This window comes from Sphingomonas kyeonggiensis (genome assembly GCF_030812785.1).
Classification (GTDB): domain Bacteria; phylum Pseudomonadota; class Alphaproteobacteria; order Sphingomonadales; family Sphingomonadaceae; genus Sphingomonas; species Sphingomonas kyeonggiensis_B.
This window is the reverse complement of record NZ_JAUSTJ010000002.1, coordinates 476599-492429: the sequence shown is the minus strand read 5'-3', so window position 1 is coordinate 492429 and position 15831 is coordinate 476599. Positions and strand designations below refer to the sequence as shown.

At 70.7% G+C, this 15831-nt stretch carries 6 protein-coding genes; 1 reads left to right on the top strand and 5 read right to left on the bottom strand.

The window, feature by feature from the left end:
• Positions 1-72: 72 nt before the first annotated feature.
• Positions 73-1464 (top strand): M23 family metallopeptidase, encoded by a 1392-nt coding sequence (locus J2W22_RS11685; protein ID WP_307118429.1) that lies wholly within the window; start codon positions 73-75, stop codon positions 1462-1464.
• Here J2W22_RS11685 and J2W22_RS11680 read toward each other — a convergent pair.
• The 5 genes from J2W22_RS11680 to J2W22_RS11660 all read right to left on the bottom strand — a co-directional run bounded on the left by J2W22_RS11680 (position 1451) and on the right by J2W22_RS11660 (position 15809).
• A complete protein-coding gene (locus tag J2W22_RS11680) occupies positions 1451-2305 on the bottom strand; it encodes a CPBP family intramembrane glutamic endopeptidase (protein WP_307118428.1) in 855 nt (284 codons plus the stop codon). The genes J2W22_RS11685 and J2W22_RS11680 overlap by 14 nt on opposite strands.
• Entirely contained in the window at positions 2305-5427 is a 3123-nt protein-coding gene (locus J2W22_RS11675) for a CHAT domain-containing protein (RefSeq protein ID WP_307119566.1), read from the bottom strand. The genes J2W22_RS11680 and J2W22_RS11675 overlap by 1 nt, the downstream gene beginning before the upstream one ends.
• 2 nt (positions 5428-5429) lie before the next feature.
• Positions 5430-13067, bottom strand: coding sequence for a two-partner secretion domain-containing protein (locus J2W22_RS11670; protein WP_307118427.1), 7638 nt, complete (start codon positions 13065-13067; stop codon positions 5430-5432).
• Positions 13068-13095: 28 nt separating this feature from the next.
• A complete protein-coding gene (locus J2W22_RS11665; RefSeq protein WP_307118426.1) occupies positions 13096-14808 on the bottom strand; it encodes a ShlB/FhaC/HecB family hemolysin secretion/activation protein in 1713 nt (570 codons plus the stop codon).
• A gap of 218 nt (positions 14809-15026) precedes the next feature.
• Entirely contained in the window at positions 15027-15809 is a 783-nt protein-coding gene (locus J2W22_RS11660) for a hypothetical protein (protein WP_307118425.1), read from the bottom strand.
• Between the last annotated feature and the right edge of the window lie 22 nt (positions 15810-15831).

The following is a 15831-nucleotide window of genomic DNA, read 5'->3' as shown; positions in this document are numbered from 1 at the left end:
CGATTCCCATAAAGCAAGGTTATCTGGGGCACCTGCGGGCAGCACCGCCCGCGCGTGGAACAGGGCGCGTAGATGCAGGATCGTGACGAGCCTTCGTTCGACCCGAGGACCTGGGGCTCCAGCAGGCCCGCCGCCACGCAGGATGCGTCGTTCGATGTGCGCCGCTGGGGCCGCGGCCCGACACCACCGCCCCCGCCGCCGATCCGCCGCGAGCCGATCGATCCGCGCCTCCGCGGCTATGGCATCGCGCTGGGCACCGGGGCCGTGCTGGCGCTGGCCGGCGCGGTGATCGCCTTCGCCAATCGCTCCACCCACCCGGTCGCGCCCAGAGCCGAGGCAAGCGCAGCGCTGCCCGCCGCACCGGTCGCCACGTCGAGCCGCCGCACGCTCGTCCTCGCCGGCGCCGCCGAGATCGAGGACACGCTGCGCTCGGGCGGCATCGTCCCCGCCGAGGCGAGCGAAGCGGCCCGCCAGGCCCGGGCGGCGCTGGGCACTGCACCCGGCGAGATCCGCTTGATCTTCGACCTGCACGGCGAACCGGGATCCGCCCAGCTGGACTCGCTCGAGGCAACGCGCGCCGACGGCGCCGGGCTGGTGCTGCGCCGCGCCGCGGACGGCAGCTTCGACGCCAAGAAGCTCGCCGCCGCGCTCAAGACCCGCGTCACCGTGGTGCGCGGCGAGCTGGACAGCAACAGCTTCTACAGCTCGGCGGTCACGGCGGGCGTGACCGACAGCCTGATCAGCGACTTCGCCAACGCCTTCAGCTTCGATTTCGACATGCAGCGCGAAGTGGCGCCCGGCGACATCTTCGAGGCCGGGTTCGAGCAGGCCTACAACCCCGCGGGCGAGGCGGTGGGCGTGCCCCGCCTCGTCTATGTCTCGCTGCGCACCGCCGCCAAGTCGCGCGCGCTCTACCGCTTCACCCCGCCCGGCGAGCGCGAGGCGGGCTGGTTCGACGGCAACGGCCTCAGCACGATCCGCTCGCTGATGCGCACCCCGGTCGATTCCGCGCGCATCACCTCGCGCTTCGGCATGCGCGAGCATCCGATCCTCGGTTACCAGAAGATGCACCGCGGCACCGACTTTGCTGCGCCCACCGGCACGCCGATCTACGCCTCGGGCAGCGCCACGGTGGAGTTCTCCGGCCCCAAGGGCGCCAATGGCAATTTCGTCCGCCTGCGCCACGACAATGGCTGGCAGACGCTCTACCTCCACATGAACCGCATCCTGCCCGGCGTAACCGCCGGCGCGCATGTCTCGCAGGGGCAGCAGATCGGCGAGGTCGGCACCACCGGCCGCTCGACCGGGCCGCACCTCCATTACGAGGTCCATATCGATGGCCAGCCGGTCGATCCGATGACGATCCCGACCGGCACGGGCAAGACGCTCGAGGGCAAGGCGCTCGCGGCTTTCCGCAAGGAACGGGATCGGATCGACCAGCAACGCGCCGCTACCTCGAACTGACCGCGGGCGCCGGCGCGGACGTGCGCGCCAGCATCGCGAGCGGAACGAGCACCACCACCAGCGCCATTGCCATCGCCCAGCTGGCATTGAGGCCCTCGCCCGAGCCACCCCAGGCGGCGGGGCCGGCCAGGTCGAGATCGAGCAGGCTGCCGAAGCTGCCGATGCCCGGATTGGGATCGAGCCCGAACACGAGCTGCTCGGTGCCGTTCCAGGCGAAATGCGCGCCGATCGCGCCGGCGAGCCCGCCGCCCTGCGCGGCGAGGGTACCGAAGAACAGTCCGCCGAGCAGCAGGTTGAGGAAGGAAAGCGGCGCGGCGGCGGCACCCAGCATGTGGAGCGCGGCGAAGCCCAGCGCGGTCACCCCGATCGCCGGCAGCACGCCCCAGGCGCGCGCCAGCACCGGCTGGATCCAGCCGCGGAAGTACAGCTCCTCGGCGGCGGCCTGGAAGAACACCAGCACCGGCCCGAAGAACAGCACCGCCGCCCCGCCGCCGCCCGGGCCGAAGCGCAGTCCGCCGGCGATCGTCGCGAAGGTGGTGGCAAGGCAGATGCCAAGCAGGCCGAGGCCGAGGCCGGCCGCGAACCGCCAGCCCGGGCTGATCCCGAGCGCCGCGACCCGGTGGCGCAGCACCGCGCCTGCTGCCAGCGCGACGACCACCATCGCGCCATAAAGGGCGAGGACGAAGTCCGTCTCCTGACCTGCCGGGGACCAGCTAGCCGGCAGCAGCGGTGCGACGAGGCCGGGACCGGCGAGCAGGATCGCGGCCATCAGGCCGAGCCCCGCTCCCAGCGATCCCGCCGCCGCAACCTGTTCGCGCATGCCGGTGCCGGGTTCGGCCATCAGCGGCCCGCCACCACGGGCGGCCTGGACGCGCCAGAAAGCATCGTCTTGGTGCTGTCGCCGACGATGAAATAGGGCGCCCAGTAGAAGGGATGCGAGTATTTCGGGTCGCGCATCAGCGTCTGCTGCGCGCTCTGCAGCGCCTGGCCGATCGTCTGGGTGCGCGCCGCGCCGTAGAAGGTCCGCATCAGGTCCTGCGATTCCTGCTCGGCCGAGACCTGCCAATAGGTCGCCATCACCGAGCGGGCATTGGCGGCGAGGAAGGCGCGGACCAGCCCCTCGAGCGTCGTCCCCGATTCCTCCTGGCCCGAGGCGCGGGCAAGCCCTTGGTCGCGCACGCCGCTGATCGTGTCGCAGGCCGAGAGCACGACGAGATTGGCGTTGAAGTGGAGCTGGGCGATCTCGGAGAAGCTCAGCAGCCCGTCGGACCCGGCGTCGCCGAACGAAGTGACCAGCGCCGGCGGCGACTTGGCGCAGCCCCATTGCCCTTCCTGCAGGCCGTGGGTGGCGAAGTGGATCACTTGGTAATCGGCCAGGTCGCCGCGCTGCTCGATCGCCGTGTCGGTGAAGGCGGCGGCGGTGACCAAGGGCGCGTCGGGGTCGCCGAGCGCCTGGGCGGCGGTGACCAGCTCGGCCTTGTCGATCGGCGCGAAGCCGCGCGAGATCGAAGCGAGCTGGTTGTAGCCGACGGTACAGCCGAAGCCGACATCGACCATCCGGTTCACCCCGGCATTCTGCACCGGCGGGGTATGCGCGCCGAAGCCGAGCAGCGCATGCCGCGCAGTCGATTGCGGCAGCCCGCGCGAGACCAGGAACGAGCGCGGCGACAGCGCGGTCGAGATCGTCGTCTTGGCGGCGAGGAAGGCGGTCTGCGAGAAGTCGAACGGATCCTCGTGCACGACCTTGGGGTCATAGTCGGTGACCAGCGCGCCGATCGGCAGCATGGTCAGCGGCCCGGCCGGATCGACGACCAGCGAGCCGGTCCGCAGCATCGCCTCGCGCGCCGGCCCGGCGATCAGGCGGAACAGCACGTGCGCGCCGCCCGCGTCATAGGGCACCAGCTGGCCATCGGCGAGCCGCCCGTCGATCGAGCGGCGGACGGTGTCGGCCAGCCCGTCGAGCTCGGTGCGCTCCTTCGCGCTGGCGACGACCGGATAGATGAAGGTCTGCTCGCGGGTGATGTAGATGCCGTAGACGCGGTTGCTGAGCTGGTAGAGCTTCAGATAGCCCTCGCCCGGGCGCAGCGCGTCGCGGATCGCCGAGACGGTGGCCGGCGTGTCGTCGACCGCGCGGAAGCGCTGGTTGCGCGAGAGCTGGTCGTTGACCACCAGCAGCTGCCCCTCGGCGCGCTGGCGCTGGTTCTCCAGGTCGCCGACCGTCTCTCCGGGTGCCGCTGCCTTGTCGGCGATGGCGTAACGGAGCCGGGTGATCTCGCGCTCGAGCGTAGCGCGGCTGCGCACGAGATTGGCCAGCTCGGGATCAGCCGAGACGACGTTCTGCAGCTGGTTGAGCTGGCGCGCCACGCCCGGCTGGCCGCCCGACTGCACCGCGCGGAAGAACAGCTCATAGGTATCGGCACGCGGCTTGGCCTTGGCCTCGGCGACCAGCACGTCGAGATAATTCTCCAGCCCTGTCGGCAGGATGCTGCCCGTGCTGTTCGAGGCGACCAGCGCATCGACCGCGACGGCATATTCCTGGCGGATCTGCGCGGCCGAGGCGCCGCTGCGCGCCAGCACGCCTGCGCGCTCCAGCTGCGCCTCGGCGATCGCCGGCTCGCTGCCGGTGCCGAGCGAGCCCACCGCGCTGCGGCGGAGATATTGCAGCGCGCGATCGAACGATGCGAGCGCGACCGGCCAGTCCTTGCGGCGGGCGGCGAGGCGGCCGCGCTGGCGCTCGATCCGCGCGCCGAGCCAGAGCGACTGGGTCGGGTCGATCGGCTCGCCGAGCAGCGCGCGATAGGCGCGGGTCGAGGCGTCGAGCGCGGCGGTGGCGCGGTCGTCCTGGCCGAGCGCGAGCAGCGCGACGCTGCGCGCCCAATTGGCCTGGGCATCGATCACCAGCTGCGACAGCTGGCGGGTGTCCGGCACCGCCACGGCATTGCTCACCTTGCCGGGGCGCGACTGGTTGAGCTGGCGGATCGTCGAGACGTCCATCAGCGGCTGGTCGGCCCGCGCCTCGACCGAGACCAGCCGGTCGAGCGTGGTCAGCGCCGCGGCGAACTGGCGGCGGTTGAGCTGGTCGAGCGCAACATAGGCGTCGCGCTTGCGCTGGAGGTAAGCGGCACGCTCGCCTTCGTTCTGGCCGATCAGCGCATCGGCCTGGGTGAAGCGCTGCTGGGCGCTGTCGTTGAACGAGACGTTGGAATCGGCGAGCCCGGCCTCGAGCAGCAGCTCGGTGCGGGTCGCAGGGTCGGTGCCCTGGGGCAGGCGGCTGATCGCGTCGTTGAGCAGGCGCGAGGCCTCGGCATAGCGGCCATTATGGTTGAGCTGGATGCCCTGGCGCAGCGATGCGGCGGCGTCGAACGCTTCGCCGCCCGCATCCGCCACCACCGGTGCGCTGCCGGGGCCGGCGGGGAGCGCGGCGAGGTCGATCGTCGCCTTCACGTCGCGCCGCGGATCGCCGTCGAGCTTGCGGCGGCCAGTGAGCATGCCCACCCCTTCCTCGAGCTGGCCGAGCAGCGAGGGGGTGGCATTGGCGATCAGCGTGTCGCGGCCCATCGGCACGTCGACACGAACGGTCTCGATGCCCAAGGTCTTGTCGGTGCAGCGCCGCGCGCGGGCAGGCGCACCGGCGATCGTCACCTCCGCCTCGGCCCCGCAATCGAACAGCGCGTCCACCGCCTTGAGCGCGTCGGGTGTGTCGCGCACCACCCGCATCGCGCCGAGCGGACGGCTGGCGGTGACGTTGCGGCAGGTGATCAGATAGGCGCTGTCGAACAGGTCCTTCGCGCCGGCATCGCGCCAGGTACGGCTGGCGATGCAGGGCTCGTCGGCGGTGTTGCGCCCCAGGCTCAGGCTGTCGAGTTGGGTGCGCGGCCGCCCGCCTTCGGACGCGCATCCGGCGAGCATCGCGAGGATCGCGGTGGTGGCGGCCAGCCGGGTACGGGCATGGGGCATGCGCATCGTCACTTCTGCTCCTGGGGGATGGGCTGGGGCTCGATGCCCGGAGCGCCCGGCTCGGCGATCGAGCCGACGCCGGCGAACAGCGCCTCGTTGTTGCTGCCGAGCACCGGATCGAACGGCAAGGTGAAGTCGGCCTCGGCGCGGAACACGACGAGCCGGCCGGGATCGAACACGTTGAGCGTCGGCTGCGAGATCGTCGTGGTCAGGCAGCCCGCCGCGGTGCCGAGCACGCAGCCATTGACCCGGGCATTGGCCAGGTCGATGCCGTTCGCGTTGATCACCGTGTTGCCGAGGATCGCAGTGGAGGTGCCGCCGACGCCGTTGATCGTGCCGAACAGCGCAAAGGCCGTGCGGGTGCCGTTGCCGGGGCCGAACAGGCTGAGCGCCGGACCGCCGGCCGGGCTGCCCGTCAGCACCACGCCGGTGTTCATCCCGCGCGTGCCGGTATTCTGGAACAGCGCGAAGTCGTTGAACCGCACGGTGAGCCGCGCCGCGGTGAGCGTCGTCTCCTCGCCGGTGACGTAGGGCGAGCCGCCGGCAAGCGCGCTGTAGAGCGGCGAGTTGGAATTGCCGATCAGCGCCGCCGCCTGGTCGGCAGAGGCGCCGCCATTGGCGAACAGCCCGTCGAGCAGCCCGCTCTGGCCGAGCGCGATCTTCGCCCCGCGCAGCTCGACATCGGCGTTGCTGAAGAACAGCCGCCCGCCGGCATCGGCAGTGGCGAGGATCTGGATCGTGCGGGCCAGCGTCGTGTCGCTGGCCGCGCCGCCGAAGCGGAACAGCCGCCCGACCCCGTCCCCCTCGACCACGCCGACGATCTTGAGGTCTCCGGTGGTGAGGATGTCGACATGGCTGCGGCCGGTCTGCGCACCAAAGGCCAGGGTGCCGATCGTCACATCGCCGGCGCCGCCATCGAACACGGCGCGATCCGCGTCGATCCGGGCGATCTCGCTCTCGCTCAGGCCGGGGCCGACGCCCCCCGCATCGGCTGCGGTGCCGAGACGCAGGCCGCGGGCGGGATCGCTGCTGCCGACGGTGACGATGGGCGCGCGGAGCGTGCCGTTCAGGACCAGGTCGCCGGCACGCACGGTGAGCGCATTGGTGGCGGTGAGGCCGCCAAGGGTCGCGGTGCCCCCCGCGCGCAGGGTGGCGGTCGCGGCGGTCAGCTTGTCCAGCCCGAGCGCGCCGGTCAGATCCACCGTGGCGTCGCCGCTCACCGTCGCATCGGCGATCGTCGCGGTGACGCCGCTCAGGTTCAGCGAACCCAGGTTGAGCGTGCCCAGCGTCATGGTGCCGCCCTTGAGCACGGCATTGGCCGCGCGGAGCCTGGTGATCCCCAGGGTACCGGTGGAGGTCAGGTTGGCGTCGCCCGTCAGATTGCCGTCGGCCAGCTGGATGCTGCCCGCCGTGACGCGCAGCCCGCTGCCCGTGCCGGTGCCCAGGTCGACGGCATTGGCGGCGGTGACCGTCATTCCCGCCGGCGCCTGCCAGCTGTCGATCGCCACGCCCTGGGCCGAGCCCAGGGTGATCGCGCCGGCGCTGGTCAACTGGCCAAGGTCGATCATGCCGGCGGAGCTGGTGAGCGTTGTGGTGCCAGTCGCGGTCAGGCCGTCGGCAGTGATGCTGGCCGCCCGGAAGGCGAGGTTGCCGCCGCGCAGCGCCTGGACGTCGAGCGCGCCGCTCGCGGTGAGCGTCGCGTCGCCCGTGACGGTGGCGTCGGTAACGGTGATGCCCCTGCCCGTCACCGCCAGCAGGCTAGAGGTTCCCGTGCCCAGCGCAACGTCGCCGATCGCGGAGACGGTCAGCCCGGCCGGCGCCTGCCAGCTGTCGAGTGAGACACCCTGTGCCGAATCCAGCATGACCGCGCCGGTGCTGCCGAGCTGGCCGAGATCGATCGCACCCGCCGTGCTGGTGAGCGTGGTGGTGCCCGTTGCGGTCAGGCTGTCGGCAGTGATGCTGGCCCCGCGGAAGGCGAGATTGCCGCCGCGCAGCGCCTGGACGTTGAGCGCCCCGCTTGCGGTGAGCGTCGCGGCGCCCGCCACAGTGGCGTCGGTGACAGTGACGGCCCGGCCACTCACAGTCAGCAGGCTAGAGGTGCCGGTGCCCAGCGCCACATCGCCGATCGCGGAGACGGTCAGCCCCGCCGGCGCCTGCCAGCCGTCGAGCGACACCCCCGCCGCCGAGTCCAGCGTGACCGCGCCGGTGCTGTCGAGCTGGCCCAGGTCGATCGCCCCGGTCGTGCTGGTGAGCGCCGTCGTGCCGGTCGCGGTCAGACTGTCGGCAGTGATGCTGGCTCCCCGGAAGACGAGGTTGCCGCCGCGCAGCGTCTGGACGTTGAGCGCACCGCTCGCGGTGAGGCTCGCCGCACCGCCGACGACGGTGGCATCGGTGACGGTGATGCCCCGGCCCGTCACGGTCAGCAGGCTGGAAGTACCAGTGCCCAGCGTCACATCGCCGATCGCGGAGATGGTCAAGCCAGCCGGCGCCTGCCAGCTGTCGATCACGACGCCTACCGCCGAATCCAGCGTCACCGCGCCGGTGCCGGCGAGCTGACCGAGATCGATCGTCCCGCCCGTGCTGGTGAGCGTGGTGACGCCGCTGGCGGTGAGGCTGTTCGCGGTGATGCCCGCCGCGCGCAGCGTCACATCGGCGCCGGTCAGCGTGTCGATCGCCAGCGTCCCGGCCAGGTTCGATGTGGTCGCGCCGGTCACCGTCGCATCGGCGATGGTGGCCGATCCGCCCTGCAGCGTCAGCGTGCCGAGGGTCAGCGTGCCGAGCGTTGCCGAGGCCGCGTTGCTGGTCAGCCCGGCGGCCTGCACCTCGTCGAGCGTCAGGCTCGTGCCAGCCCGCGCGGTCACCGCGCCCGGCGCGGTCAGCTGGTGGACTGCGAGCGCCGCACCCGAATCGAGCGTCACGCCGCCGCCGCTGGTCAGCGTGCCGACATCGATCCCGCCGGTCGCGGTCAGGCTGATCGCGCCGCCGGCAGTCGCGCTGCCCAGCGTCATCGCGCCGCTCACCGCGGTCAGGCTCAGCGCCGCGCCCGCGTTGACGCTGCCGATGTTCATCGATCCCGAGGTGATGCTGAGCCCGCCCGGCGAGGTGATGCTGCCGGTGGTCAGGTTGCCGATCACCTCCAGCACCACGTCGGTGCCGGCAAGCCCGGGGCTGGTGCCGCTGCGGCCGCGGATGTCGCCGCCCGACTTGAGCGTCAGCGTCGCGCCCGCCGTCGCGCTGTCAGTGAGGATGTTGCCGGCCAGCGCGATCAGCGAGACGTTGCCGCCTGCGCTCGCGGTGCCGACCGACACGTCGCCGCCATTGGCGGTCAGCACCAGGTCGGTCAGGGCATGGGCGGTGTCGATCGACAGCGTGCCCGAGCTGGTCGTGACGCTCGCCGAGCCGCCGGTGCTGTCGAGCCCGACCAGCGTGATCGTGCCGCCGGTGAGCACCGCATTGCCGCTCGCCGTCCAGGAACCGCCCTTGAGCGCGCCACCGTTGACGGTCAGCGTGGTGCCGGTGAGCGCCCCGAGATCGACGGTGCCGCCGCTCGCATCGATCGCCACCGTGCCCGCGCCGTTGAGCGCGGTGCCAGTGAGGTTGCCATTGGTCAGGTGGAAATCGACCGCGCCTGTGGAATCGAGCGTGCCGAAGCGCAGGCTGCCATTGTGGGTGAGCGAAGCGGCGATCGCGGTGTGGCCGGCATCGACCGAGCCCACCGTCCCCGCCTCCACATTGTCGCCCAGGTCGATCAGCTGGCCATTGCCCGCGCGCAGGCCGAGCTGGCCGGTGCCGGTGCTGCCCGCCTGGAGCACGCCCGCGCCGAAATCGATCCCGCCGGCACCGTCGAGGATCAGTGCGCCGGTGCCGCTGCGCAGGGTGAGCCGGTTGCCGCCGGTGATCGCGCCGCTGGTCGCGACGATATCGACCACGCCGGCGGCCGACTGGAGCTCGGCATCATTGTCCACGCCCAGCGCCACCGTGGTGCCGCGCACGCGATAGTCGCCGCCGGCGCTGATCGCATCGGTGATCGACACTGCGCTGCCTTCGACGCGGATATCGCCGGTGGCCGTGCCCGAGCCGAGCGTCACGGTGCCGCCGGTCGAGGCGAAATGCGCCGCGCCGGCAGTGGCGGTGAAGTCGCCGAACGCGAGATGGCCCTGCATCGCCACGTCTATCGTGCTGGCCGAAAGCGTGCCGATCGTCGCGCCGCCGCCGCCGCTCAGCGAGATCGCGCCGCCGGTGCTGGTGATCCCGGTGCCGGTGATGCCGCCATCGACGACCAGATTGACCGCGCCGTTCACCGTCACGTTGCCGAAGGTCAGGCTGCCGGCCAGCGGCGCGCCACCGGCGATCACCAGCCCGTTCGCATCGACGTCGCCGAGGCGGAAATTGCCCGTCGTCGCCGAATCGATCACCACCAGCGATTGCCGGCCCGGCCCGCCGCGCAACAGGCTGTCGGTGCCGAGATTGGCGCCGCCGTGCAGCGTCAGCGCCTCGGTACCCACGCCGTCGGAATTGGCGGTGAGCTGCAGCCCGGCGATGCTGGAGATGGTGCTGCCATTGGTCGCAGTGATGTCGACCGTGCCGGTCGCATCCTGGGTGCCGCCGAGCGTGACGCCCTTGCCGGTCACTGCATAATTGCCGGCGATCGAGACCGGTCCGTCGATGGTCACCGCCCCGCTCGCGGTGACGCTGGCATTGCCACCGGTGGTGGCGAGCCCGTCGAGCGTCAGCCCGCCCGCGGTCGCCTTCAGCGTGATGCCGCCCGCCCCGCTCACCGCGCCGGCGTCGATCGTCGCGGCCTGGAGGTTGACCGTGCTGCCGCTGACCGCGGCCAGCCGGGCGTCGCCGCCCGCCGTCACAGAGAGCGCGCCACCGGCGCCCAGCGCGGCACGGCCGCCGCCGGTGCCCGTGATGTCGTCCGCCGCGTTGAGCGTCACCGTGCCGCCGGTGCTGGAGAGCGATCCGATCGCGATGTCGTCGCCGCTGGTCAGCGAGACATTGCCGCCCGCGACGAAGGTGTTGAAGCCGATGTCGTTCGAACCGGTCGTGGTGATCGTCGCCGCGCCGGTCACCACCACGGTATCGAACGACACCGCCCCTGCCGAGGCGACGGTTAGCGCCCCGGCGGCGAGCGGACCGACCGAGATCACCCCGCCGCTGCTGTTGAGCGTCACGGCGCCGGTGGCGGTGATCGACAGGCCGGCAAGATAGCGTGTGCCGCTGCCGCCCGTGGTCGACAGCGTCGCGGTGTTCGTGGTGATCGCGTCGAAATCGACCTGCCGGCCTGACAGGATCACATTGGTCGCGCTGTTGATGTTGCGCGTGTCGAGGATCGGCGCCTGCAGACGGATCTGGCCGCCGCTGCTGAGGTTGCCGGTGGTGATCGACGCGCTCGACACCAGGTCCAGCGCCGCGGTGGTGCTGACATTGCCGAGAACCAGGTCGCCGGTCAGCGGCGCGCCGCCGGCGATCGACAGCGAGGCGCCGTTGATGTTGCCCAGGTTGATGTCGTTGTTCGCGTTGGTGTCGATCACCACCGCGGACTGGTTGGCGATGCCGCCGTTGAGCGTGGTGGTGGCGCCCAGCGTCATCCGCCCGCGCAGGGTGAGCGCTTCGGTGCCGACGCCGTCGACATTGCTGGTCAGGCCCAGCACGCCGCTGTTGCTCAGCGGGCCGCTGCGCGCGGTGACGGTCACCGCCCCGCCCGCCTGTTGGCCGCCGCCCAGCGTCACGGCGTCGCCGATCACGCTATAGTCGCCGCTGACCGAGACATTGCCGACGACGAAGGCGTCGTCCTCGGCATTGAGCGTCGCGGAGCCGTTCGTCACGCTCAGCCCGCCGAGCCGGGCATTGCCATTGTGGCTCGTCAGCGTGGCGCCGGTCACCGCCTGTACATTGGACGCATCGAACGATCCGGCGTCGAGCGTCACCGCCCCGCCGGTCGAGCGCACGGTGCCGAGCAGCGCGCTGCCGTCGACATCGATATCGACCGTCCCGGCGGCGGAGACGCTGGCGCGCGTGCCGCTGGTCTCGCCGGTCAGCGTGGTGGCGTCGAGCATCACCGCGCCGCCGGTCGAGGCCACCGCGCCCGCCCGCATCACGTTCGCGGCCTCGAGCGTCACCGTTCCGGCGGCGGTCAGGCTGGTCAGGGTGAGGTCGTCGGCCTCGATCGTCGCTGCGCCGCCCAGTGTCACCGTGCCCAGCGTGATGTCGCCGCCATTGCCGAGGAACGCCGCGCGGGAGAGCTTGCCCTCGAGCGCGCCGCCCGACAGGCCGCCGTCGAGCGTCAGCGCCTCGACGTCGCCGAGCCGGATATTGGCGCTGCGGTCGCCGGTGAAGATGTTGACCGCCGAGGCCAGCCCCGCGCCGCCGGCCTTGAGCGTGGTGCCGGTGCCGAAGTCGATATCGTCATCGGCGTCGAGGACGAGCGCCTGCCCGCCGCCGCCATCGCCGTCGGCCTCGAGCAGGAGCGAACCGATGCCGCTGATATCGCCGTCATAGGCCACTACCGACACCGCGCCATTGGCCCGCTGCAGGATCGTGCTGCCGGTCCTGCCCAGCACCACGCTGGGCCCGCGGACCTTGTAGTCGCCCTGGCTGGAGATCGTGCCCTCGACGGTGACGGTGCCCGTCCCGCCGACATGCACGCCGGCATTGCCGGCGCCGCCCTGATAGGTCAGCGTGCCGCCCACCCGCACGCCGACGCTGTTGTTGGTGTTGACGCCGGTCGCCCGGATGTCTGCATTGATCGAGGACTGCCCGCCGACGATGACGATGCCCTTGTCGCCGGCGACGGCGCGGACATTGGCGTCGACCTGGAGCAGCGAGTTGGTCGCCGAGCCCCGCGTCGCCATCGCGAAATAGACGTTGCGGCCCTGGATCGTCCCGCCGACGATCTGCATCGCCTGGCTCATATTGGTGCCGCGGGTGATCTGGATGCCGAGCGGGCTGCCGGGCGTGAAGTTGAGCGTCACGTCGTCGGCCGCGACCAGCGCGGTGTCCTGCGTGCCCGAATCCAGCGTGCCGTTGCTGATCACCTGCCGCCCGAGCAGGATCAGGCCGATGCCGGTCCCGCGCGTGGTGATGCTGCCGTTGACGGTGATGTCGCCGCTGCTGTTGCCCGAGAACTGGTAGGTGCCGGCGAGGAAGTCGCTGTTCGAGATGTCCCGCGTCGAGGCGACGAACGAGCCGGTCGAAACGCTGCCGGTGCCGCTGATCATGATCCCGTTGGGATTGACCAGGAACACGCTGACATTGGGATCCGAGTTGAGCGCGCCGCGGATGTTGGAGGCGCCGGTGCCGGTCACCCGGTTGAGCACCGCGACCTCGCCGGCCAGCCCGGTCTCGAAGTTCACCCGGCTGCCCTGGGCGATGTTGAACCGGTCCCAGTTGATGATCGTGCTCTGCGCGCGCAGGTCGACGTCGAGATTGGTCGCGTTGCCGCTCAGGTTGCCGGTGCCGCCGTTGAAGGTCGGCGCGCCGGCGCCGGTGGGCGTGACCACGGTCTGTCCGCCCGGCGTGTTGTTCTGCGCGCGGGCCATGCCCGGCATCAGCGTCATGCCGCCGGCGAGCGCGGTGGACAATGCCAGCGCCCGCAGGGTCGAGGATCGCGCGGCGCGGGCCTTGGCGGGGGTGGTCAGCATGATACGCTCCTCGAACAACGGGCCGAACTCAGCGGGCAGCGTCGCTGAACCGCAGCGACAGGGACACAAGCAGGCGATTGGGCGGGCGCCGCTGGTCGATCGTCAGCGCCTTGTCCTTGGGATGGGCATAGGTCACCTCGAGCAGCGCCATGCCCGGCAGGGTCAGCCGCACGCCGCCGCCGAAGCTGGAGAGCTTGCGGTTGCGCTCGGTCGCGCCGCGGTCGAGATTGTCGAGATAGACGAAGTCGTAGAAGCCGAAGGGCTGCACGGTGAAGCTCGGCGAAATCGGCAGGGTGAACTCGGCCTCGGCGCTCAGGCCCACCGCCCGGTCGCCGCTGTTCGCGCCGGGATCGTAGCCGCGCCCGATCGTCAGGTTGCCGAGCGAGAATTCCTCATAGTTGAGCAGCGAGACATTGGTCCACTGGACCTGGCCCTTGCCGATCAGCCGGAACCAGGGGCTCGGCCCGACGATCCCCTCGACGCTGCCGCGCGCGACGAACGCGTCCGAATTGCCGTCGATGCGCGACTGGACGTGCCCATCGACGAATCCCTGCTTCGACGCGCCCAGGATATCGAATCCCTTGCGCAGCTCGATCGCCGTCCGCAGCGACCAGATGACGCTGCCATCCTGCCGGAGGTCGCGCATGTCGCCGCTCACGCTGGCATAGACGATCCGCATCCGGTCGCGGGTCAGCGGCAGCTTGGTGCCGCCCGAATAGATGTTGGTGTCCTGGTCGATATAGTCGACGCCCGCGCCGACCGAGATGTTGGTGTTGAGCGAGCGGACCAGCGGGCGGGTGAAGTCGAAGCCGGCGATCAGCGTGTCGGTACGATAGTCGAGCGCGCCGAGATCGGGGCGCGACCAGGCGTAGCTCAGCCGCCCGCCAAAGGTGGAGCCCTGCCCGTCCAGGCTGATGATGTGCCCGGCCTGGAGGATCTTCTGCTCGTGGAAATCGGCGGTGCTCGACACGCCGAGATAGGTCAGGTCGCCCATCCCGGTCAGGCCGTAATATTCGCCGCGGACATAAGCGGTCTCGCGGCCGAGCACCTTGGAATTATAGTTCTGCGCGTTGGCCAGCACGGTGAAGCGGCGATAGTTGATCGTCACTTCGCCGATCACGTCGCCCTGGCGCCCGCCGGCCGGGCGCAGCGCCAGCTGCACGTCGAGCCCGGGCACGTCGCCGGCGAGCAGCAGCAGCCGCTCGACGGTGCGCTCGTTGAGCGGGTCATAGGCCTGGAGCTGGGCCAGCCGCTCGCGCAGCAGCGTCTCGTACGGCCCCGGATTGCCGCGCACGCGGGTCTCGACCATCCGCGCAGTGACGATCTGCAGCTTGAGCACCCCGTCGGTGATCTCCTGCGCGGGGATCTGCACCGAGGCGATCCAGCCGCGCCGGCGCAGCGCCGCGTTGACGCTGTCGCGCAGCTCGCAGACCACGCGGATCGACTGGTCGCCGCTCGGCAGCCTGAGGTCCGATATCGCCGCCGCGATCTCCGGCTGCAGCGCCGAGCCGTCGGGGCGCGAGAACTCGACCTTCTTCAGGTCCAGCCGCAGCGGCGAATCCTCGAACGGGCAAGTCTCCGCCTGGAAGGCGCTGCGCGAGTCGACATTGACGGTCGAGCGCTTCTGGATCTCCGGGGTCGGCGGCGTCACCTGCTCCGGTGACGGCAGGCTCTGTTGCGGCGGATTGGTCTGCGCCGCGGCCGCGCCGCTCCACAGCAGCCCGGCGAACAAAGCGCCCAAGCCGCAACCATTACGATAGAACCACCCTGAACGATGCACGCCGCGCTTCCCCTTAAAACGCCTGTGGCACCAGAACGGTGCCAATCCTGAACGCACGAACCCACAATCGCCATTTGGCGATTTTCTTATAATTTATTATTATTTTACTATGCGGTAACCCGATATCTGCAGATATGTTAGTAAGCTAATCTTTCAGCTTTGTGTCGCGACCGGAACATTCAACGCTCCTGATAGAAACTGTTTCCCGCGAGCGTCTTGTAAAGTGTGACATCGCTGCTCGGCGCGCCGCTGCCGGCGGTGCGCCACCAGTAGAGCTTGCCGCCCGTCGGGTCGGGCGGACGCGGGCCGCGGGCGATCTGGAGCACCGCCTCGACATGCGCGCGCAGCACCGGCTGGCGCTGGTCGCCCGCTTCGTTGGCGAGGCGCAGGATGTTGTTGATATTGGCCAGCACGTCGCCGGCGATCGTCGGATAGCTGCCCAGGCCATGGAACTGGCCGGGCGCACGGATCACGTCGGCCAGGTTGGTCGCGCCCTGCGAGCCCCAGCGGCTCGACGGCTTGGCGCGGCGGTTCTCCACCACCACTCGCATCAGCCGCAGCGATTCGCCGATCTCGGCCTGGGCATTGGCCGCCACCAGCGTGGGGTTCGGCGCCTCGGCGAGCAGCAGGCGGGCGAGCAGCCCGGCATCGGTGGTCTGGTCCGGCAGGGTCAGCACCGGCTGCACCCGGACCTGCACCGGCCCGTAGACGACCCGGTCGCCCGAGCGGATAGACAGGCTGGTCTCGCCGCCCAGCACCGCATGCAGGATGAAGGTGGTGAAGTTCGGCCCCATCCGGTTGTTGACCTCGACCGCGTTCGCCACGGCCGGGGTGGACGAGACGATGGCCAGCGGCAGCTTCTCGCCGGCGCCGGGCAGCACTTTCAACCTCAGGGAATTGCCCGCCACCGCGACAATCGGCGTCGCGACGGACTGTCCGGACAACCATTGCAGATCGGCCATTCGCGTTCCCCTCGCCTGCCGT